Source organism: Pseudomonas sp. BS3782 TE3695 (assembly GCF_050435305.1).
In the GTDB taxonomy this organism is placed as follows: domain Bacteria; phylum Pseudomonadota; class Gammaproteobacteria; order Pseudomonadales; family Pseudomonadaceae; genus Aquipseudomonas.
Genome location: NZ_JBNDKB010000001.1, coordinates 3,176,871 through 3,196,912 on the forward strand (window position 1 = coordinate 3,176,871; position 20,042 = coordinate 3,196,912).

The 20,042-nt window shown below is 46.9% G+C and carries 16 protein-coding genes and 2 pseudogenes; 1 reads left to right on the forward strand and 17 read right to left on the reverse strand.

The features are described from left to right. Window positions 1-49: 49 nt before the first annotated feature. The 3 genes from rfaH to galU all read right to left on the reverse strand — a co-directional run bounded on the left by rfaH (window position 50) and on the right by galU (window position 1,894). The gene (gene rfaH, locus ABH909_RS14470) at window positions 50-556 is read right to left on the reverse strand and encodes a transcription/translation regulatory transformer protein RfaH (protein WP_429434161.1); all 507 of its coding nucleotides are present in this window, start codon (window positions 554-556) and stop codon (window positions 50-52) included. Beyond that, complete coding sequence (locus tag ABH909_RS14475) at window positions 553-984, reverse strand: phosphomannomutase (RefSeq protein ID WP_429434164.1); 432 nt, start codon at window positions 982-984, stop codon at window positions 553-555. The genes rfaH and ABH909_RS14475 overlap by 4 nt, the downstream gene beginning before the upstream one ends. 76 nt (window positions 985-1,060) lie before the next feature. Beyond that, window positions 1,061-1,894, reverse strand: a complete 834-nt coding sequence (gene galU, locus ABH909_RS14480) for a UTP--glucose-1-phosphate uridylyltransferase GalU (protein WP_095632899.1) — start codon at window positions 1,892-1,894, stop codon at window positions 1,061-1,063. A gap of 646 nt (window positions 1,895-2,540) precedes the next feature. Between galU and ABH909_RS14485 the strand changes: the two genes are divergently transcribed. Continuing rightward, entirely contained in the window at window positions 2,541-2,981 is a 441-nt protein-coding gene (locus tag ABH909_RS14485) for a low molecular weight protein-tyrosine-phosphatase (RefSeq protein ID WP_429434167.1), read from the forward strand. Window positions 2,982-3,349: 368 nt separating this feature from the next. On the opposite strand, the pseudogene ABH909_RS14490 reads toward ABH909_RS14485, so the two are convergent. From ABH909_RS14490 to ABH909_RS14555, 14 genes and pseudogenes are all read right to left on the reverse strand, one after another. Next, window positions 3,350-3,866 (reverse strand): annotated as a pseudogene (locus tag ABH909_RS14490) (transposase); the annotation flags it as partial. Beyond that, window positions 3,862-4,680, reverse strand: a pseudogene (gene tnpC, locus ABH909_RS14495) (IS66 family transposase); the annotation flags it as partial. The pseudogenes ABH909_RS14490 and tnpC, both read right to left, overlap by 5 nt. Before the next feature lie 178 nt (window positions 4,681-4,858). Beyond that, entirely contained in the window at window positions 4,859-6,112 is a 1,254-nt protein-coding gene (locus tag ABH909_RS14500) for a DUF1501 domain-containing protein (RefSeq protein ID WP_429434169.1), read from the reverse strand. A 20-nt stretch (window positions 6,113-6,132) separates the two neighbouring features. After that, window positions 6,133-7,668: a DUF1800 domain-containing protein gene (locus ABH909_RS14505; RefSeq protein WP_429434171.1), complete on the reverse strand. Its 1,536-nt coding sequence runs from the start codon at window positions 7,666-7,668 to the stop codon at window positions 6,133-6,135. Window positions 7,669-7,778: 110 nt separating this feature from the next. Next, window positions 7,779-8,915: a glycosyltransferase family 4 protein gene (locus ABH909_RS14510; RefSeq protein WP_429434174.1), complete on the reverse strand. Its 1,137-nt coding sequence runs from the start codon at window positions 8,913-8,915 to the stop codon at window positions 7,779-7,781. Window positions 8,916-8,952: 37 nt separating this feature from the next. Further along, entirely contained in the window at window positions 8,953-10,134 is a 1,182-nt protein-coding gene (locus tag ABH909_RS14515) for a glycosyltransferase (protein ID WP_429434176.1), read from the reverse strand. Then, window positions 10,131-11,339 carry a polysaccharide pyruvyl transferase family protein gene (locus ABH909_RS14520; protein ID WP_429434179.1) on the reverse strand — a complete coding sequence of 403 codons (1,209 nt, stop codon included), beginning with the start codon at window positions 11,337-11,339 and terminating at the stop codon, window positions 10,131-10,133. Before ABH909_RS14520 ends, ABH909_RS14515 begins: the two co-directional genes overlap by 4 nt. 130 nt (window positions 11,340-11,469) lie before the next feature. After that, window positions 11,470-12,969 carry a hypothetical protein gene (locus ABH909_RS14525; protein WP_429434182.1) on the reverse strand — a complete coding sequence of 500 codons (1,500 nt, stop codon included), beginning with the start codon at window positions 12,967-12,969 and terminating at the stop codon, window positions 11,470-11,472. Beyond that, window positions 12,966-14,222 carry a lipopolysaccharide biosynthesis protein gene (locus ABH909_RS14530; protein ID WP_429434184.1) on the reverse strand — a complete coding sequence of 419 codons (1,257 nt, stop codon included), beginning with the start codon at window positions 14,220-14,222 and terminating at the stop codon, window positions 12,966-12,968. The genes ABH909_RS14525 and ABH909_RS14530 overlap by 4 nt, the downstream gene beginning before the upstream one ends. Before the next feature lie 39 nt (window positions 14,223-14,261). Beyond that, complete coding sequence (locus tag ABH909_RS14535) at window positions 14,262-14,723, reverse strand: hypothetical protein (protein WP_429434186.1); 462 nt, start codon at window positions 14,721-14,723, stop codon at window positions 14,262-14,264. Then, window positions 14,713-15,747, reverse strand: coding sequence for an NAD-dependent epimerase (locus ABH909_RS14540; RefSeq protein WP_429434189.1), 1,035 nt, complete (start codon window positions 15,745-15,747; stop codon window positions 14,713-14,715). Before ABH909_RS14540 ends, ABH909_RS14535 begins: the two co-directional genes overlap by 11 nt. Continuing rightward, a complete protein-coding gene (locus ABH909_RS14545) occupies window positions 15,747-17,069 on the reverse strand; it encodes a UDP-glucose dehydrogenase family protein (protein WP_429434191.1) in 1,323 nt (440 codons plus the stop codon). The genes ABH909_RS14540 and ABH909_RS14545 overlap by 1 nt, the downstream gene beginning before the upstream one ends. A gap of 165 nt (window positions 17,070-17,234) precedes the next feature. After that, window positions 17,235-19,457, reverse strand: a complete 2,223-nt coding sequence (locus tag ABH909_RS14550) for a polysaccharide biosynthesis tyrosine autokinase (protein WP_429434194.1) — start codon at window positions 19,455-19,457, stop codon at window positions 17,235-17,237. Window positions 19,458-19,498: 41 nt separating this feature from the next. Continuing rightward, on the reverse strand, window positions 19,499-19,939 hold the full coding sequence (locus ABH909_RS14555; protein ID WP_429434197.1) for a low molecular weight protein-tyrosine-phosphatase: 441 nt from the start codon (window positions 19,937-19,939) through the stop codon (window positions 19,499-19,501). Window positions 19,940-20,042: the final 103 nt, after the last annotated feature.

Consider the following 20,042-nt stretch of genomic DNA (forward strand, 5'->3'; position numbering starts at 1 on the left):
AGCAAGCTCCCTCGCCACAGGTTTCTTTGACTCAAGACTCCGGGCGGATCTAAATCTTGTTAACCCCTGCCAGTGGCAAGCTGATGCGCTGTTCACGTTGCAGGAAGTTCATCATCAACAGCACCCGTTCCTCGCCGTCCATGGCCAGGAACACCGCCTCAAGATCAGAGAACGGACCTTCAGTGATGCGCACCGTATCTCCGTGCCTCAACAATGTTGCAACAATCGCCTGATTGTCTTGCTCCTGGAGCTCGTCGATCAGCGCATCGCGGATTGGCAGTGGCTGACCGCCGAACCCGACAACTCGCGAAACGCCACGGGTCGAGCGCAGCGGGCCCCAACTGTCCTGAAGGCTCAGTTGGATAAACAGATAGCCCGGAAACAACGACTCGCTGATCACCCGACGCTGCCCGCGCAAAACGCGCTCACGCCGGTAGGTCGAACGAAAACAGGCGTAGCCCTGACGCTGTAAATGCTCTTGGGCGCGCTCATCCTGTTTGGGCTTGCACTGAAGCAGATACCAGGCTTTGGCGGCGTGTTCTGCAATCGCGTTCATTTAAATGCCCTCTCGGCGTCGATGTGCTTGAGCACCTCGGCGGTTTTGTGCTGCATGAACGAGCTGTCGCCGCGGCTTTCCACGGTCAGGCACGTCACGCATCCATCGTCCAGAAGACGCAAGCTGAGACGCCAGTCGGCAAAGACCAGGTTCAGCCCATCGCTCTCGTCGATGTCGAGGGCGTCGGCGGCATAACGTTGCTTGATGCGAGCCATTAACGCCGGACCATCCTTGACACGACGGCGGATTTCCCCGGAAGAGGGGAAGGCACCGATGCGTTCCACCAGCAGCACCGGCTGTTTCTGCACCCGGGGAAAGATCAGCTCCGATGCATAGGCACGCACGATGAGGTACGCGAGGTTGTTCTTAAGGTCAGCGCCATACGGGCGGCGACTGTCATCTGCCTTGAAACCGCTCAATGTCTTCATAGAGGCTTCGTCCATAGGGTAATAAAGACCAAAAAATCAATTCGATAACGCATACGTTTGTCAGGGTTCAGCGCCGTCAAAAGGTGTTCTTATGCAGGTGCTCGAAACAGAAGTTGGTGGCTTCGATGTAACCTTCGGCGCCGCCGCAATCGAAGCGTTGTCCCTCGAATTTGTAAGCCAGTACGCAACCATTCTGGGCCTGCTTCATCAAGGCGTCGGTGATCTGGATTTCACCGCCCTTGCCAGGCTCGGTGTCGGCGATCAGGTCAAAGATATCGGGAGTCAGAATGTACCGACCGATAATGGCCAGGTTGGACGGGGCGTCTTCCGGGCGGGGTTTTTCGACCATGCTGTTGACCCGGTAAATACCTTCGCGAATCAGCTCGCCGGCAATCACGCCGTACTTTTGCGTCTGCTCACGCGGCACTTCCTGGATCGCCACAATCGAGCAGCGGAATTGCTCGTAGAGCTTGAGCATTTGCGCCAGCACGCCATCGCCCTCAAGGTTCAGGCACAGGTCATCGGCCAGCACCACGGCGAATGGCTCATCACCGATCAGCGAACGACCGCTGAGAATGGCGTGACCCAGGCCCTTCATCTCTACTTGGCGGGTATAGGAAAAAGTACAGTTATCGATCAGCTCACGAGTGCCTTCCAGGAATCGCTCCTTATCAGTGCCGCGAATCTGGTGTTCGAGCTCGAAGCTGACATCGAAATGATCCTCCAGCGCTCGCTTGCCCCGGCCAGTGACGATAGCCATATGTTGCAGGCCGGCGTCGCGCGCTTCCTCGACGGCGTACTGGATCAGCGGCTTATTGACGATCGGCAGCATCTCCTTCGGCATGGCCTTGGTGGCAGGCAAAAAACGGGTCCCATAGCCGGCAGCAGGGAATAGGCATTTACGAATCATGGAAGCGTCCTTGAAAGTAGACAGATGAGTAATGGCAGTAGGAAAGGTTCGACTCAATTGTCGGAACCGGCACGCTGAAGAGTGCGGGCTCTAAATGGCCCGATCACTCGAGAAAAATATTCGCAACCCAGCAGGGGCTGTGAACTCTGTACGCCATGGTTAAGCGAGGCGCAGGCAGAGAAAATCGTGCGGTCGGTTGATAGGCGAGCATGCCTGATTGTTCCACGGCATGCTCCTGACGCAACCCGCTGTAAACATAGTTATTACCCAAGGCATCTCTTTACCTAACTTCTAACCGAATGTCCGACGCCCTGGCAATGCACTAACGGAACGGCTATATATTAGCCACTCGCTATTTCGGTGTAATTTAGATTGAACGGTCGCGGGAAAACGGCAATTGTTAGAAATTGTCAGGATAAATTTCCGAACTGTTATATTCAGCGTTCAAAGGGCGAAATGTTATTTTTTGTCTGAAGAAAAAGTTGGGGGCTGTTCAAACGTCATGGTAATAAATACGCACTGATGGTTTGAAAGTTTCAGCTGCAGTTACTGGGTTATGAATACCCGGATTCATTCGTAGTTTAAAGCTCTTATGTTCGGCAAGTGCTATGTCACCGCCAATGTTGACAAGACGGGGAAGGTTATCTTGCTTAAAAGGGTTTTGATTGTCTGCGTCGGCAATATTTGCCGCAGTCCCACCGCGGAGCATTTGCTGCGCGGGGCGCTCGTTCATTCCGATATCGAGGTCAGTTCCGCTGGTCTCGCTGCCTTGGTGGGCAAACCCATCGAGCCGACGGCACACGCCGTACTCAAAGAGCATGGTCATCTGCCCGATGGGCATGAGGCCGCTCAACTTACGCCTCAAGCCGTCAGCGAGGCGGACTTGATTCTGGTGATGGAGCGGCGGCACGTCAGCGGGGTACTCAACATTGCCCCTGAAGCGCGAGGCAAAGTGTTGCTACTGGGCAAATGGCAAGACGATCGCGAAATCAGCGACCCCTACCGTCACGGCAAACCTGCATTTGTGCACGCTTATGCGTTGATCGAAGAAGCCGTACTCGCATGGGCACAGCGCCTGGCGCGCTGATGGCCACTCCTTTTTGAATCGTAATACAGGCAAAGAATCCGACTTATGCAGCAAGCATCGGTAGTCGATGTGCGGGAGGGACTGATCAAGCGTAATTTGACAGAGTTCTGCCACCGAGGCGCTGAGCCGCCTCAACCCTTGCTGAAGAACATTGACCCCAGGCCAGACCGTCGCGGATAGATGCCTGAGCTCCTACCGGCCCTTGAGGCCTAAATGTAATCGGCATCCCGCGAGCTCACTCAATGTTGGCCAGAAGCCGATGATGGCTTCCTCGAACAGGGCCTTATACATAGATGCAACCGGGTAGCAGTGTTCAAAAGCGGGTTGAAAGTGGGGGCGAGTCCATACGACCGTGCCGCAATCGACTAGATCATCTTACGGTTCTGGTGCTCTGGACGCTTGTCTGCGCCCGTGTAACCCGCATCGCCAGACACGTACGTTTCCTCGCCATGCAACAACTGATCGACCTGGGTCACATCCGCGACATTCGCCGCCGTGCCTACCAGACTATGGACCAAGCCGGATTCGGCATCGACACCGATGTGCGCCTTCATTGCAAAATAGTATTGGTTTCCATTCTTGGTTTGATGCATTTCGGGATCACGTTTGCTGTCCTTGTTCTTGGTCGAACTAGGTGCGGATCGTCGCATCGACCACGGTGCCTTGGCGCAACAGCAAGCCTCGATCGCCCAGATAACCGTTGATGACCTGCAAAATCCAACCGGCCAGGCACGGATAGGCCGGATGACCACCGTCGCCCTTCGGATAATGCGGCTCGATCAAGGCAATCAAATCCTTCCAGAGCACCACCTGATCCATCTCGATCAGGAAGCGCCGCGTGTAACTGCGCCAGCACCGGCAGGCTGTTTTGCTGACGACCTTCATGGCGATGTTCATCGCCGACTTCTTTTAAATCTCGCTCGATACCGTACAGCTTGTTGATCAGATTCAGGGCGATATCGGCACGTCCGGTTTTGCCCTTGGGTTGCACTTTTTGCGCCTCGACAAACTTGCGTCGCGCATGTGCCCAGCAGCCTAAACGTTCGACACCAGCCTGCGCGCCCAAGGCGTTATAACCGGCGTAATCGTCGGTCATCAGATAGCCGCGATAACCTTCGAGCAGGCGCGACGGCACCTCTTGCGCTCGGCTGGTCGAGTAATCAAACAAGATAACGGGCTGATTCGGCGGTCCACCGGTTTGTACCCACATCCAGGATTGGCTAGTCGGCTCTCGATCAGGCTCTTTCATCACCTGGACCCGCGTTTCGTCGCAGTGGATGACGCGACTTTCCAGCAATCGATCCCGCATCAAGTTGAGCAAGGGTTGCAGGTGTTCGCTGCACTGGATCACCCAGCGCGCCAAGGTCTGGCCTGGGATATCGATACCGTGGCGGCCCACACTTTTTCGAAGCGGTGCAGTGGCAGGCCATCGACGTATTTGGTCGTCAGCAACATCGCCAACACACTGGGGCTGGCCATGCTCTTTTTCGATCAGTTGCGCCGGCTTGTCGGCGGTAACCGGGTCGGTTTCGCAATCGCGGCAACCGTAGACCTTGCGCACATGTTTGATCACACGGATTTGCATCGGCACGATCTCGAGCTGCTCGCTGATTTCCTCGCCAATGGCGTGCTTACGGCAACCGCAGGCGCAGGTCAGCTCGTGCTCGGGCAGTTCGTGAATGACCTCGATACGGGGCAAGTCGGCGGGCAGAGGCCTGCGTTTGCCGCGGCTGTAATTTGATAAAGCGCTTATTCTATAGCCGATGATTAAACGATAACCAGTTTTGCAGTAAGTGAGTACGCAACATGCCAGGCTAGGCTCGCAGAAAAATAATTTCGATTTCGTGCGCTAGTAAAGTTCTTCAGAACTCAGACTGCTACCCCTTGATCAGACCCATGAAAGAACTAGCGGGGGCGCTAGGTAGCCTTGGGAAAATACTAGAAAGTTGTTTGTCTGAAAGGTTTAATCCTTTTTGGCAAATATGCGAGAGCACATGTCGGAAATCCGTTGTGATGGCGACATCCCTTCGTTGATACAGTACATCATCTGAGAGACCGGGCCATTCACCGTAAATTTTCTCACCACCAACATTCCCTCCAAGAACCATCATTACGTTTCCATGACCATGATCTGTGCCGCCAGTGCTGTTTTCTTCAGCAGTTCTACCGAATTCTGACATCACGACTACAGTAGTAGATTGCCAATGGCTGCCAAGGAGTTTTGGTAGTTGCGAAAGACCGTTGCTTAGTTGAAAAAGATTAGTCGCGAGTATCCCCTTTGCACCGCCTTGATCGACATGCGTATCCCATCCGCTTAGTTGCATGAAAGCAAACTGCAAATCAGGTTGAGTGTTGATCAAGGAACTGAGCAAATTAATATCTCTGGAAAAAAGCGTAGGAGGTGCGGCGCCATTGTTTGCCATTAGCACCTCCTTGTCTAGTTCAGGAGCGTTAATGGACTTAACTATGTCTTCGCGAAATTTCAAGCCTTGGCTGTAGTTATGATGTAACGAGTTACTGGGCGAGTAGAGCGATGCCAAAGAACTTTGAAAGTCCCTCCTGTCAACTGGCAAACGATGCCCATAATTCTCCTGAGAGTTTATGCTGGCTATAGGTTTTTTTCCCGAAAAAATCTGAGGGACAGTTGCTCCAAAACTGACAGCGGTCATTTCATCCAAATCAGTGCTATTTTCTACAGCTAGTCTATTCATCCAGCCATCGAATGAACGGTCGGCATCTGGAATCCCGCACTCCATATTAAATTGCGCTGAAAAGTGCGAGCGAGTTTCGCTTGGGCACCCTGAAGCAGGAATAAAGGCGAGCTGGCCTGAACGCCAGAGAGGGAGTAGTGATGAAAGTGCTGGATGAAGCCCAAAATAGTTATTTAATTTATGCATACCTCCTTCATTGCCCGGTAAAGCAATCGCTGTCTTTTCTCGCAATCGGTAGTAGTTTTTTTCTGTGTAAGGGATTAATACGCTTAATCCATCTACTGCACCACGGAGCATCACCACAACCAAGCGTGCTTTTGAATCTGGCGAGTTGGATGGTAGCGTTGAAGCAAGGGGGGAGTTAAAAAAGTTATAGGTTCCGATCGCACCAAAAAGCTTTAAAAGACTTCTGCGATTCATTATGCGCTCCTCAGTTTTTGTTATCGGTACATAAAATCTGGGCTACTGAGAATCAAAGCTGAATGGACAGATTCTGGAGCACGTTTTATAACCGATATTGTACTCGGCGATAAGCCTGAGCCAATAGTCGAAAGCATATCTTGATCATTGGGATGAGGATTGCCACCCTCCGGATCACTCCCCCAGAGTGACATCCATCCGGCAGCCAATTTGTAGGAAAAATTTGCCCGGTTGATCAACACATCTGGAGACAACCAAGCACCCTCGGTATTTTTATAGCCATCCGGAGCTGGCCACGCAAAGAGCCCATTTCCGGATTGCTTAACCCAAGTCTGCAAAAGCCTAGAGTCTTGGATGGGAGGAAGCCCTGCCGCCCTTAAGCTGGAGATCATGTAGTAAAGTGGTGTCTTGAATTTTGTCTTGTGGTTTTTTGGCGACCAGAACTCATCACTTTGAAAAATCGTTATGAGGAGTTCTTTTATGTCACCGTCGCTTTCCATGTACCGTTGGGCCACCTTGTGTACCAGTAACTGAGGGGGCGTATCATTGACAAAAAGCTCAACTAGATCATGTGCAATATGCTGTGCGGTTTTTGGGCTATTAGCAAGATTTAATAGAGCTTGTTCGCCTTCGCTGTAACCGCCGCCAGCAGGAAATGAAACACCTAAAAACGTTTTTTCGTTCGGGTCGTGAGATTTTGCATCAAATAAAAAATTCCCTGCATTAGGAGCATTAGGGTCGGAGATGTAGGTCCAACCAGACAATAATCTCGCCAATGCCTTGATGTCCGATTGACTATAACCACCGACCCCGAGAGTGTGGAGTTCCATTACCTCTCTTGCGTAGTTTTCATTAATGTTTTTTGTGCTAGTGGATGTGTATCGGTTTCGCCAATTATCTAAGTAGTAGAGCATCGCCATCTCTTTGGCGTTTGCAAGTAGTAAATCCCTGAATTTTCCAAGAGCATAAGGCCGAATAGCATTGTTTTCGTAAGCACCAAGAATTGCGCCGTTAGTGGGTGTTTTGCTTTCCCAGATATTGAAGTGGTTGTACCAAAAATCTACCATCACTTCTTGAAGTTGAGCGGGACTATAAAGTGCTCTAAGTATTCTTGCCTCTCGAGCCTGATTTACAAAATTCGTTCTATCTAGAATGAAGGTTTTGCGTGCGGCGGTATCAGACTCAATTTCTTTAAAGGCTTGCGAACTATATTTTTTGTAAATGGTTGTTTGGTTCTGATTTATAGCATCAATTCTTGACAAGCGCTCACTCAACCAGTCGGGATCTTTAATGCTTTCGGGGTGGAGTTGTTGAGAGATGTATTGTTGTATTCCAATGGTGGATACGCTTCGGCTGTCTTCTGGAGAAGCTCCATAACCCAATCTATCTAACACATGAACTACTTTCTGATCAGATGACAAGCCTGGGTCCGCATTGGATGCGTAAACTGAATGCAAAGACACAAGAAAAGTAGCAGTTACTCCGAATCTTGATAGTGATTTCATTTGTTTGGCTGCCCCGTAACTGATGTAGGCGATCGCAAGAAATTCTTTCAAGGATAAGTTAAGTGGGGGAGTGCGTTAATACTATATTTACTGGTGCAGTTTGTGGGTTTCTTTTGGGGCGTTTGTACCCAGGATGTGCTCAGTGAATTAAAGTTTTGGATTTATACCAGTTCTGTTGCAGGTGTGGTTGCTGGTATTGGTTGAGCTATTTTTTTATCTACAAAACTTTTTAAATCATTACGAAAATTCTGACTCGAAAATTTTTCTGCGTTCGCTCTGATTAGCGCGGGGGAGAAAATGAAGGACTTTTCAAAATTATCAACAGCCTGCTGAATCGCCTCAGCGGTCTGGGTAGGAAAGAAGACCCCTGTCTCCCCGTCAATAACAGTTTCCAGTGCTCCACCTTTGGAAAACGCAATCACCGGCGTACCGCAGGCTTGCGCTTCTACTGGAATAATCCCAAAATCTTCTTCCGCAGCAAAAACGAAAGCACGAGCGCGCTCCATATAGTCACGCAGTACGGAAAATTCCTGATAACCCAGTATTTCGATATTTGGAGCAGCGTTCTCTTTGATTTTATTGAATTGTGGGCCATCCCCTATGACGACGAGTTTTCGATCCGGCATGTTTTTAAATGCATCAACTATGAGATCGATTTTTTTGTAAGGAACCAAGCGAGATGCGGTCAGATAGAAATCTTCCTTTTTCTCGATCATAGTAAAATTTTCAATTGCTACGGATGGATGAATGACGGTTGACTTTCGACGATATATCTTCCAGATCCTTCTGGAGATGAAGTCACTGTTGCATATAAAGTGATCCACCCCATTTGAGGTGCGATGATCCCATATGCGGATACGATGTAACAGGGTACGAGTCAGCCAGCTTTTTATACCAGTACTTAATCCGCCATCTCTTAGGTACTGAGCTTGCATATCCCACGCATAACGTATTGGAGAATGGCAGTAACAGATATGCAGTTGGTCAGGACCTGTGAGCACACCTTTAGCGACCGCGTGGCTACTACTGATGATAAGGTTGTAAGAAGAGAGATCGAACTGTTCTATCGCAATAGGCATCAACGGCAGATATGACCGATAGTTTTTCTTGGCGAAAGGTAGTTTTTGAATAAATGATGTTGTTGTTTTCTTGTTGAATATTTCGGTCCTTTGTTCTGGGGTCAGAAAGTCCACCACGGTAAAGATGTCGGCTTCTGGATAAATAGTTAGGATCTCTTTTAAAACCTTTTCCGCGCCACCCAGCGTTACCAGCCAGTCATGTATAATGGCTACTTTCATATTAAGATCTCTTTTTCGAAGTTAACAATAGTGCTGTTCAAGCAGTTGCGCGCGACAGCTTCATCATCGAAGTGAGGAAGTCATTCCTCAGGTTTTGAATTACAGCTGCGTTGTATGTTCTGGCAACTAACAAATTTCTGGATGACTGAGAGTGAAGCAGGTCGGGGGAAGATAGGAACTCTATAATTTTGTTAGCCAGAAGTTGTTCATCATCTGGGGGAACAAGCGCACACTCTTCCACTAACTCTGGGGTTCCCCCTACGCGCGTTGCAATAGCAGGCAAAGCCCTTGCCATAGCCTCCAGTAGTGCTCTAGGCAATCCCTCCTGACGTGACGGCAAGACAAATAAATCTGCGGTGTCCAGTATTCTCCTGATCGGCTCTCCTGACGCCATTTTGCCTGTGAATGTGACAAAATTTTCTAAGTTAAGATCCGCACACATCTTTCTATAAAGCGGCTCATTGTTGCCATACCCGATAATCGTAAGCTTCGCTTTAATGCCTTTCTTGTGAATAATTGCCAAAGCATTTAATAACGTATCATGCCCTTTCATTTTACCCTGCATATTGCCTGTTAAAACAATGTGCGGGGTGGATGTTTCGAAATCCTCAATTCTCTTGGCATTCAGCGCGTAAGCTTCCTCGAAGAGATCAATTGAGGTAAATGCATACGATGTCGCCGGTTCGCCAGGTGGATACCTCAGTTGTAGAGCGTTCCTTGTCACATAAGCTGTGGCCACAGCCTTACGACATTGCCATTTGACCAGACCGACAAAAAATTTCTGGAATAAGCGACTTAGAGGGTGATTGTTTAAAGCTTTTGCACTATAGGAGTCAAACGGGTCTGCGCAGACCTCGATGCAAAAAGGAATTCTTTTTAACCATAATACAAGAGCGTAGATGCTAGGAACATTTGCCGGGACGCGCAACAGATAAGCGCTTCCAGGAGAAGTTGTAGAAAGAACAGTCTTTAGGATCGAAGGAAGGCTCTTGATTAATCCAATCGGACCATGTCCGGCAGGTAATTTTAAAAAACTTACATTTGGACCGTCAACGGGCAGGGCAGTCGGATCCTGCTTCTCAAAAAGACGACCTACAATAATGACTTCAGAGAAAACTGATAGGTATCTTCGGCCGTAAAATTCGTAATGTAGGAGATTTGAGGCCGGACGACCATTAGTAGTTGTAAATACTCCATCTCTGACAAGGTAAATTTTCATGCATTGTACCTTTTTACAATCTCATTTATGTTGTCAAATGAAATTTGTTTTAACTTGTTTAGATGTGAATTATCTATGCCTATTTGTAAAACGCTCTCGATTGCTTCAAAGGCTACTGACGCCGTGGGTAATTTTTCAAAGCACCAAGATTCGCGCCCCATTATTTTGGCGAATGATTTGACTTTCGCATCCCAGCCAAGTTGTACGGTGGGTATGAGTAAAGAGTTTGCAATGATATTTGCATGGAGGCGGTGGGAGATCACTGCGTGAAATCTATTGATATTTTTGACCAGATCTACCGGCTGGAGTGGTGCAGCACTCAGCTCTACTTTTGAGGCATATCCTTGCTGTGCGAGGTTTGTGTAAACTTCTTCGCAGAATGAAACGTCCTCCGCAGAACCATTGGAAAACAAGACCGGTTTTTTATCTGCGTTGACAAGTTTTATCGTCAAGTCAGTCCAGAATTTAAGCGTTTCATCAGGTGATATTTTTTTGCTCTTTTCGATATGGGCTGAAAGTTCTAATGGGTGTGCAATACCCAAACCGATGGTTTCAGGATGTTCTTGCGTACGATCATTTTCAAGGCTGTAACACTCTCTTGTCCACAGTGCTGGATCGACAGTAAGAGATACATCTTTAGAATTGTTGACAAGTGTTTGTAGTGCTTTTTGACTTTCCTGATCTCTTACACTCAGATGAATCCACTTTTTAGAATTAAGAGAGTTGGTGTACAGCAGCTTCCCCACGGTAGACATCTTGGAGGAAACACCAATGGCATTGGTCGCCAGTTTTGCGTTTATTGACGTTGTTTTATTAATAAGGTGATTAAACTTTAATGGGAAGTTTAACGCCACATCGCTAATAAGCTGTCCGCCGCCAAACAATAATAGAAAATTTCCGTCAGGCGCATTTTTAGACCATGCGGAATCCAGGCGTTTTTTCATGAACAAATGCCAGGCAACTAATGTCATCACCGGTTGTAAGAAGTGAGGAATAAAAAAGAATATCTTTTTTGTGATTTTTATATCCTGCTTAGCGCTGGATCGATACTGAGTTCGGCCAGCAATATCTATATGATTAATAGATGAGTCTGGACTGGATTTATTTATCAGGTACTCAGTGCAGTCCGATATCACTCCGTCTCCCAAGTTGTCGCTGTATTTTGCGGTGCATATAAGAAATTTTTTGGGGGGGATATTTGGCATCGTTTGCGTCCATGTACGAATTTAAGCATGAAAGGGGTGTTCTAGGCTCGGGAAGTTGCATGAAACAAACTAAGTTAAAGTGCACGCATATATTTGGTGCGTTTGTTGTCAGTCAAGCTTGTAATAAAATTTATGCGGCACCACTAAGAGGAGTGCTCAGGTTCATTGGGGACAGGCTCGTATTCTTTTTCTTTATCTTGAGGCATAAGGCCGTAAGAATTAGCGGAATAGTTAGGTAACGCACCAATTGCATTAAAAGTACGTTCATGTCTGTGCCAATCATCAATAGAGGGATCAAACACGTCACAGGGATGAACAGGAGTCTTATATCGCACTTAGGTAAGTGCTTTATCAGGCTTCTTATTTTCCCAACAAATAGACCTAGCGCCGCATAAAATAGAAAAATACCCGGAATACCAAAATTAACTAATGATTCGCCAAACTGTCCCAGTACAAGCGTGGTCTGCCTGGCTTCACCGCGCTGATAACTGCCGCGACCATGGATAAGTTCGGTTTTTTCTTTGGTTACTTGGTCTGGTATAAAAGGCAATATCGATTTTGGTATACTCGAAAATATACTAACCAAATAGGTTCGGCCAAAAGACAATGGCTGCTCGCCCGATACGATTTTTTTGAGCGCTAGCGTTTGCATATCCATGCGTCCCAAGTCTCTAACGACAAGGTATTGGTCGACGTTTTGACGGCTGCTATGGAAGCTTTGACGGGCACTGGAGTCCACAATGGCACTCAACCCATCCGCACCTGCAATTTTGTACCAATAATAGGAGGTTGCAAATAGTAATGAGAATGCAACACCTGCAAGTAACATTCTAACCGGCAGCTTTCTGATCCAGAAATGGTACATGCCTGCGGCAAATATTAAAGAGAATAGTGTGCTGCTCCTGCTGCCTCGTAATCCTCCAAATAAGATGAAAGTAATCAGTAAGCCGATCATAATAATTGCGAAGCAATAATTACTTTTTGCCCACTTCCAATCCTTTATCCAATAGATTGCAAACATGGAAAACAGGAACTTAAAGCTCTCGGCGACTAGCATGAGCATGCCCATTCCGGCAAACGGGTCTTCGTCTTCAATTCCCGCAGCTTGTCTCGCTGTGAACGTAGCAATAAACCCAAGAATCCCACCGAAGGATGCATAGATATAGAGTTGGCAAACAGCACATAGTGCAAGAAGCATTAAAGATAAAAATATAAATCGTTTGTGATTGAATGTCGCTGGCGTAACGTATGTAGTGGCGCTACGTTTGAATTTGACTCGGCTGAAAAACTTATAAGTTAACGCGCCGAATAGATTTAAGACGGACCAAAAGGAAATCCAACTCGAATCATTGGTCAGGGCGGGCAAATAAGGCCAGAAGTCCCATGAGACCTGGGAAACCGGGCTGATCAGGAAGTACATGATGCCTGCCAGACCAAGAATCGCACCTGGGTCAAAACTATCCAGTCGCGAACGGGCCCAGTCGACAGTATCCTTTAGTAATATGGAGGACGTTAATATTCCGATAGCCAAGGGAATGCCGATCGCAGACTCACCGAATATAATGATCAGTATGAACGCGACACTTGCACAGCAAATGAACGACATTGTATAGGAGGATATTTTCTTCATTTGGCTTGTTCGGCAAGTTCAGGCGAGTTTTTCGAGGAGGCAGATTTAAGGGCATTTATCAGTGTGATGATATATCCCGATAATGCTACGCTATTTGCAATTAATGTAGCGGCTACAGCCCCTTTCAATCCGTACAGAGGAATCAAAATAAGCGATGCAGCCAGCGCGGCTATAGACGCGGCCGCTTGAACGCTAACCAGAGATATATTGCGTTTGGTGGAAGAAATGGCATAACCAAATAAACTTCCGAGGTATTGAACAGGCGAAATGGCAAACATCAAGGTAAGCAGGTGTGCATTCTTGGATACCTCGCTGCCGAAAGCCAACTCTAAAAAGTAGTCGGCGAAGAAAAATGATGCAATCGTGCCAAGAATGCTCAAGAGCAGTACAACGAGTGAAGCTTTGATAGTAAGAGCCAGAAACGCTTTAGTATTTTTTTGGCTAAACTGTACTGATAGCTTTGGAAGGATAGCTTGCCCAGTAGAGTTTATAATCAGGCTGCCGGTCTGTACTATAAAGGCCATGATGGAGTAAATGCCAATAGCATGCATGCCGTCAGATTGACCGATAAAGATACGTGGAATGCCGGTATTAAGATTTATGAGTAACGCGGAAATACCCAACGGTAGACCTGCATATACCAATGGCATAAGGTCTGCGTATCGAGTGTTTTTATTGTCTCCAATACTACTGATACTTCGGCGTGTACATTTTTTATCATAAAATATGCAGATGACCCACCAGGAAACGGTGTAGCAGATGACGCCAGTGATTAGATTTCCTGAAAAATAGGTCCCCGCGGCAAGACTTGTTGCGCCTATGACCCCTCTGATAGCCAGTGAAATTGCAACTATACGATGCTTGTATTGCTTTTGTAGGATGCCGTAAAACAGTTCCGACTGATTTTCCGCGGATTTTGAGAGCGTTACGAGAATAACTACAATGATTAGTTCTGTCGTCGATGACATAACAGCCGCGATAGCAACACAGAGGCCCGCGCCAACTGCGCTACAGAGTTGACGAAGTTTTTGATACTCACGCAGCGAGTAAGCGTTCTGTGTATCGGTAATAATCTGAGTGCGCAAACCTATGTTAGACAATAACATAATGGGAGCTGTGATCGCCAATGCGAAGCTAAACATCCCAACCGCTTCGACATTAACTAGTCTTGCCAGAATAGCTAAAGTCGCGGCTTGGCTAATGGCATAGATGCCATTTCCCATCACCATCCACGCTGCGCTGTGTTTAATCATTGTTCCCTCAATCTTCGGTTTGTCGGGCCTGACGTAATGCTATTTATGAAAGACAGTATTAGCGATAAGGCTTCTGTCTAAAAACGAACCAGCCCCGATGACGCAATGATCTCCAACATTGATGTGTCCGACAATGACACTATTAGGATAAATGATTGTATGGTTACCTATCTCTGGGTAACCGTTCTTTGAGCCAATCGTACTATTTTGGTATATGGTAATACTGCTGTGCAAAACGGCATTGTCCCCGATCACTATTCCAATTGGGTGTGGAAGTCTCAAGGCGGGACCAATTACCGCAGTTGAGCTAACATCCATTGAGTGTTTTGATATCAATAGGTTTCTGATAATGGCACTGAATATCTTGTTTTTACTGCGTACTAATCTGGTCAGTACGCATGCATGAACGCTTGGATTAAAAAAGGATTTAACAAGGGTTTTCAGGTTGATCGTATTATAGATCGCAGTGATGTCTGATTTTATCAAATCCCTAGTTTTCATTGTCGCTGCTCTTTTCTCTGTTGCTATACTTCAAGTACCAATCAGTAAATATTGCCATTCCGGTTTCTATATTTGTTGAGGGTTTGAAACCCACATCCTTAATCAAGTCGTCGACGTCAGCATACGTTAGAGGGACATCTCCAGGCTGCATCGGAAGTTCGTTTTTTATCGCCTTTTTTTCAAGCGCGCTCTCGATAGAGGATATAAATCGCTCTAAGGTGATCGGGTTGTTGTTTCCTATATTGTATATTTTGTATCGGGCGGGGGAGTTTGTATTGACAGTACTTTGCGAGGTAGGAATTTTATCCATAACCTTCACGATACCATTGACGATGTCGTCAATATAGGTGAAATCCCGCTCCATTTTACCTTTATTAAATACATTGATGGGCTCCCCCATGCAAATGGATTTACTAAATGAAAAATATGCCATGTCTGGCCTGCCCCAAGGGCCATATACCGTAAAGAAGCGTAAGCCGGTCGTCGGAATATCAAAAAGGTGGCTATAGGAGTGCGCCATCAGTTCATTAGATTTTTTGGTGGCTGCATACAAACTAATAGGATTGTCTGTGTTGTCATGGGTTGAAAATGGTATTTTGCTGTTCATTCCGTAAACAGAACTAGATGAGGCATATACCAAATGTGGTGTTTTCTGGGCTCTGCATGATTCTAGGATATTCAGAAAACCCACAATGTTAGAGTCAATATAGGCTTTTGGGTTTTCTATTGAATACCGAACCCCCGCTTGCGCGGCGAGATGTATAACTCGATCAAAATCATTTTCTTTAAACAATGAAGTTATGGCCGGAGCATCGACTAAATCCATTAGTTCAAATTTAAAATTTTCGCTTTTTTGAAGCTTCTCGCAGTATAGGTGTAAATCAGTGAGCCTATCTTTTTTTAGCTGTGGGTCGTAGTAGTCGTTGAGGTTGTCAATGCCGTAAACGATATGGTTCTCAGCAATCAATTTCTTCGTGACGTGATACCCGATGAAGCCCGCGACGCCGGTTACTAGAATTTTCATCAAGCGCGTCCTACGGAATAATAGGTCAGTTCTTTGTTTTTCATTGCTTTAGGGTCGAACAAGTTACGCCCGTCGAAAATAAGTGGGTTCTTCAATTGTGCTTTGATCATATCAAAATCGGGAGCGCGGAAATTTTGCCATTCGGTAACGATAATGAGCGCATCTGCTTGCTTCAAAGCGCTTTCCTTCGTTCCACATAGTGTCAAGCTATCCACTTCACCATAAAGCCTTTGTGTTTCTTCCATAGCTTCTGGATCAAAGGCTTGGATCTTCGCACCTGCTGCCCAGAGTGCTTCCATGATCACTCGGCTAGGCGCTTCGCGCATATCATCAGTATTTGGTTTGAAACTTAATCCCCACAAGGCAAATGTTTTATCGTGCAGATCACCGTTGAAATGTTTATGAATCTTCGAAAACAAAGTGGTTTTTTGTTCGTTGTTTCTATTTTCAACGGCTTTCAAAACTTTTGCATCGTAGTCAACGGATGTCGCTGTCTTAATCAAAGCCTGAACGTCTTTTGGAAAGCAAGAACCACCGTAACCCACGCCTGGGTAAATGAAGTGATAGCCTATCCGTGGATCCGCGCCAATACCTTTGCGGACCATCTCAATATCGGCCTCTAGTATTTCAGCCAAGTTCGCTATTTCATTCATGAAGCTGATTTTTGTAGCGAGCATGCAGTTGGCAGCGTATTTGGTCAGTTCCGCACTACGCACATCCATCATGATTATTTTTTCATGATTGCGATTAAAGGGAGAATAAAGTTCGCGCATTAACTCCTCCGCTTGCTCGCTTTCTGAGCCGATAATAATACGATCAGGACGCATGCAATCGTTAACTGCCGAACCTTCTTTTAGAAATTCCGGGTTGGACACTACATCATATGAAATTTTCAGATCACGCCGAGCGAGTACTTCTGAGATACGATCGCTTACGCGCTGTGCGGTACCTACGGGAACGGTGGATTTATTTACAATAATTCGATGTTCTTCCATGTTCAGGGCTATCGTTTCGGCTACTGCGAGCACATGTTTCAGGTCCGCCGATCCATCTTCGTCGGGAGGAGTGCCCACTGCAATAAACTGAATTGTTCCGTGATTCACTCCGAGTGCGGCGTCAGTGGAAAACTGAAGAGTTCCAGCGCTGTAATTCTTCTTGACGAGTTCTTCCAGGCCCGGCTCGAATATAGGGATGATTCCCTGCTTTAAACGCTCAATTTTTTTTGCGTCAACATCAATACATATGACGTTGTGCCCAACATCGGCAAGAACGGCTCCCTGTACAAGTCCTACGTAACCAGTGCCAAAAACAGTAACTTTCATGTTGATCACCTAAGAGGGTAAGAATCGGTTTAACGTATTTATCAGGCCAAAAGCTTGCGTAGGAATACTGTTGTAATACCCGTGATTGATACGGCAAGCGTGGTTCGCCGTACGCCTGTTTCGCGTGGCGGCGATTATTATCTTGAGCCTGAAGTGCAATTGAGTTTATTTTTTGTCGGTTACGTATGAATATTGATAATAACCGTAGGAGTTGTAGCCAGTTTTTGAGGTCGCACGTTTCTCTACATAATTGAGTATCGCGCCCTTCAAGTTAACTCCATTTTGGGCGAATCGCCGAATAGTCAGTTTTATTTCACCCACTGGATTCATGCCAAATCGAGTAACAATCATCGACGTTCCCGACAGGCGTCCGACGATAGCAGCATCAGTAACGGCCAAGATTGGCGGAGTGTCGAGAATAACCAGGTCGAATTGCTCACTGGCCTCCTCAAGGAAGTTACTGAAATTCTTGTGCATCAGGAGTTCTGCAGGATTCGGCGGTGTTTGTCCACGGCTGATCAAGTACAGGTTTTCCACTTCCGTCTCATGCAACGCACTGCTCAAACTGCTACGCGAAGTGAGAATGTCAGATAGGCCATTTTCCGCAGGTTTGCCGAATGACTTATGGAGATATCCCTTGCGCATATCAACGTCAACAATCAATACACGTTTTCCAGACTGCGCAATCAGTGCGGCGAGGTTTGAAGAAACAAAAGTTTTACCTACAGACGGACTAGGGCCAGAGATCATAAGACGGTTATTTTGTGCCTCTAGCATGGCGAAGTGCAGGCTGGTGCGTAGGCTTCGGACCGCCTCAACCGCGAGGTCAGTAGGTTGGCTTATGGCAAGTATTTGGGCATGATCTTGCGCACTTGTCTTTTTAGAACCGACCTCAGCCGATTTTTGTAAAGTGCTGAAGGGAATTGAAGCGTATACAGGCAGCCCCAGTTGCTCAATAACATCTGCACTTTCAATCCCTCGATTGATTGCCCGGCGGAACATCACGAATATGACCGAAAGGAAGGCCCCCAACAGAGTTGCCATCAGTACCACAAGCGCTTTTTTGGGGCGGACGGGTTCTCTCAGATCAACATCTGCATCGTCAACAATATGGACGTTACCTACGGAGCCGGCACGAACAATATCGAGCTCTTGTGCTCGGTTTAGTAGTTGGGTGTATATTTCTGTGCTGACTTGGACATCCCGAGTCAGACTCAACAATTCTTGCTGAGTCGCGGGAAGACTTTCGACCCTCTTGGAAAGCCCACTTTGTTTACTGCTCAACTCATCAATCTTTGTTAACAATGCTTTGTAAGCAGGGTGTTGAGTGGTGAATTTTCTATCCATCTCTGCTTGTTGCAGCTTTAACTCTGAAATGCTTGTATCAAGAGCAACGATCTGGTCCAGGATCGCTTTGGTTTCCAAGCTAATATCAATGGACTTACTGCGAGTTTGATATTTGTTAAGTGCGTCTTCTGCTTCCTCTAGATCCTTGTGTACCTGAGGCAACTGATTTTTGAGAAAGTCGAGGCTGGCAGCGGCTTCTGCAGAAGTACGCTCGACATTCTGGCGAACGTATAACCGCGAAATCTCGTTCAGTGTTTTGACCGCTTTTTGTGGATCGGTGCTTTCTAGAGCAAGGCCCAAAATTCCTGAGTCTTTACCGCGCTCACTGACATCCAGTGCTTCCTGATAGTCCTTAATACTGTTCAGGCGCGGTTCACGCACTACTGAGAATGTGGCGCCCGGGTTGGCTCGCAACTCGGAAACTAGAATCTCGACGCCGTTGTTTTCTGCCCGGGATCCCACATGTCCACTAACCAGAAGATTGCCGTCTTCATCCAATAGATCATAGGAGCCCTTCTCCTTGGATGTCAGCGTGAGTTCTTCTCCAAGTAATTCCTGGGACACGTCAAGTCTAGAAATTGTGAGTGATTCTCCTCCCCAATTATAGCTATTCATACCAAACCAAGGTGTGGCTAGAGAATCGGGCGTGTCTCCTGTATATCTTTTTGCTAAAAATCTGCCAAAAACTGGAAAGTAGTGAGGTTCGCTTATGATGTTAAGTTTTAAGTTGTCGATCGCTTTTCCTAGAACGGATCGAGATTTGATAAGCTCAATTTCTGTACCAGAGGGGGACTCTCCACCCAATAGACTGCTCATATCATTGAACCCGAGCACATCATTTTTTTTGGGTTCTACCTGGATGATGGCATTCGCCCTATAAACAGGGGCGGCCAATACCGCGTAGGCTAATCCGCCAATCATAAATACACTGGTGATCCCAGCGATAACAAATTTGTAGTCTATCAGGGTGCCTAACAAATCAAGCAAATCTATTTCTTCGCTTTCATTTGGGCTAATGGTATTTATTGGCGGCTGCTGCATGTATGGGCTTCTATATGATATTGGTATGAGAGGGGAGGGCTTCAAAGCGTTAATCGGGTAGCCCATGCTTGTATCGATTCTTTTATCAAGGCATGTGCATTTTCAAATGCAGCCTTTCCTTGGCGATAGGGGTCGGGTATTTCGCGTTCATCTTGCCATTTGCCGAGCAGAAAAACTTTTACACGAGTTTCGGAAGAGAGCTGGAGTACACTGGCTAACTGACGTTCTTCCATAACCAGCACAAGATCAGCGTCACCAAGCATTGCAGATGTTAATTGACGCGCTTTATGGGCCGCGGGTGTGTGAGCGTGTTTGCCTAACACGGCTAGCGTGGTTGATTCAATAGGCTGGTCGACCAGTGCGCCTAAGCCGGCGGACCTGATTTTTTTATCAGTTCCCTCTAACAACTCGGAAAATATTGTTTCAGCCATAGGGCTTCTGCATATGTTTCCGGTGCAGACGATCAAAATACTTTTAAACAAAGCAGTTTTCGCCTCTCATACTGGATGTTGATCGGATCGGATCGGATGCGTGTTGACGTGGGGGGTATTCAGAAAACTAAATACGATTTTTGAGTTGGGTATG